Consider the following 1980-nt stretch of genomic DNA (forward strand, 5'->3'; position numbering starts at 1 on the left):
AGAGCACACGGTTCATACCCGTGGTGTCGAGAGTTCAAATCTCCCTTCCGCTACTGAAATCAGGCATTATGGTTGATCCATAGTGCCTTTTTTGTGTATACGGTTCGGTGTACAGCGCGCATTTTGTCAAAAGATTCCATGTTTTTGATCCTTGTTTTTGACAAATATTTTTCCGGCCCCGGTCTATAATACCACCTTAAGAGCAGAATTTCAGGGAGGTTAAGAACATGGGGGATTTCATCATAGCTGTTCTCGTAGTAAGTGTCTTGTGGATACTATGGGATTTGTTAAAGCTGCTCGTGAGAGAAAAAGAAAAAGGCGAACCGGCGACAGAGTTTGTAAATGGACCGGGTAAGGAAATGATTGGGAAAATAGCGGATTCTTTTCAGGATCTTGCAAATACATTCCACAGTATGCCTTGTCAGAAGGAACGTCTGTCACAGGGTGATGTGAAAGAAATTTTTCATGAAGTACAGGACCGGATATGCAGCCAGTGTGCCATGTGCAGCAACTGCTGGGAGAAGGAACATTACAATACCTACCGCAGGGTCTATGACATTCTTTCCGCCATTGAGGAAGAAGGGGAAGAGATCAGTGCGGACAAGCAGGTAGAATTCATTGAGTACTGCATTCACGGCAGAACTTTTCTGGAGGAAATGGTACAGGCATTTTCAAGGGCCAAGTTAAACCTGCTGTGGAGCAACCGCCTTTTGGAAAACAGGTCTGCGGTTGCGGAGCAGCTTCATGAGACTGCAGATATAGTACGCAAAATTTCTGATAATGTCTACGACGTGAAGAATGTGGACGAGGACTTCAGAGAAAAGGTGAAGATGCGCTTAAGGCTGCGGTTTGTGGTAGTCAAGGATCTGTGGGTGCTTCCCCAGGATCAGGACAGGCAGCAGATATTTATGACCATGCGGTCTATGAAAGGACGATGTGTCTCTACGAAGGAAATCGGCATTGTGCTCAGTGAGATTTGTAAAAGCCCTATGGTACCGGCTAAAGATTCCCGGATGATGATTAACCGGGAGTACAGTACGGTACTTTTTGTATCGGATACCAAATTCAGTGTCTTAAATGGCGTAGCAAGAGTTACCAGAGATGGGGAAATGATATCCGGGGACAATTTCGGCTTCCTGAGCAGAGATAACGGGCAGATGATCATGAGTCTGTCTGACGGAATGGGCTCCGGTATCGGAGCATGTAAAGAGAGTGAAAAAGTGATTGAGCTGCTGGAACAATTCCTGGATGCAGGATTCAATAAGGAAACCGCGGTGAGGATGATCAACTCAGCACTGGTGCTGCAGGGAGGAATGCAGATGTTCTCCACCATTGACCTGTGTGCCATCGACCTTTACAACGGAAGCTGTGAGCTGATGAAAATCGGTGCATCCACCACTTTTTTTAAACGGAACAACTGGGTTGAGGCGGTTACAAGTACAAGCCTTCCCGTGGGGATGCTTCAGACAGTGGATTTTGACTGTACCAGCAAAAAGTTAACTTCAGGAGATTTTATAATTATGATATCAGACGGCGTGCTGGATGCGCTGCCGCCAAAAAATGCGGAAGAGGTGATGAAGGAGCTGATTATGGAGATTCAGACGACAAATGCCAGGGAATTTGCCAAAGCGCTTCTGGAAAGAGTACTTATTTATCAGAATTGCAGGGCTATGGATGACATGACGGTTCTGGTGGGGGGAGTCTGGAAAAAGTAATTGATGCTTGCATTTTCCATAAGTATTCTTTATATTAGTAGTTATATAGCCGGAAGTATGCTATACCGGCATGAAATATGGGAGAGCCAGGTTTGGAACAAAAGCGTTCCATACTTTCTATTGAAGCAGTACCGCAGACTCGTCTGCGGTATGCAAGGGGTAGAGGTTTGAAAGAAAAGCGCTTTCAAATTACTAATTAAGGACAAGAGCGTGTTTTAAAATTGCTTTCTGACAGCTGTGCGTTACAGTTTGTGGGAGATTTGTC

2 protein-coding genes are annotated in these 1980 nt (G+C 45.3%); one reads left to right on the forward strand and one right to left on the reverse strand.

The window, feature by feature from the left end; all coding sequences use genetic code 11:
• Nucleotides 1-227 precede the first annotated feature (227 nt).
• The gene (locus ACH2DQ_RS23685; RefSeq protein WP_394911098.1) at nucleotides 228-1715 is read left to right on the forward strand and encodes a SpoIIE family protein phosphatase; all 1488 of its coding nucleotides are present in this window, start codon (nucleotides 228-230) and stop codon (nucleotides 1713-1715) included.
• Nucleotides 1716-1911: 196 nt separating this feature from the next.
• Here the strand turns inward: ACH2DQ_RS23685 and ACH2DQ_RS23690 are convergent.
• Nucleotides 1912-1980 (reverse strand): DUF6783 domain-containing protein (locus ACH2DQ_RS23690; protein ID WP_395028553.1); only part of this gene is annotated, 69 nt, incomplete at its 5' end.

It is taken from the genome of Robinsoniella sp. (assembly GCF_034124845.1).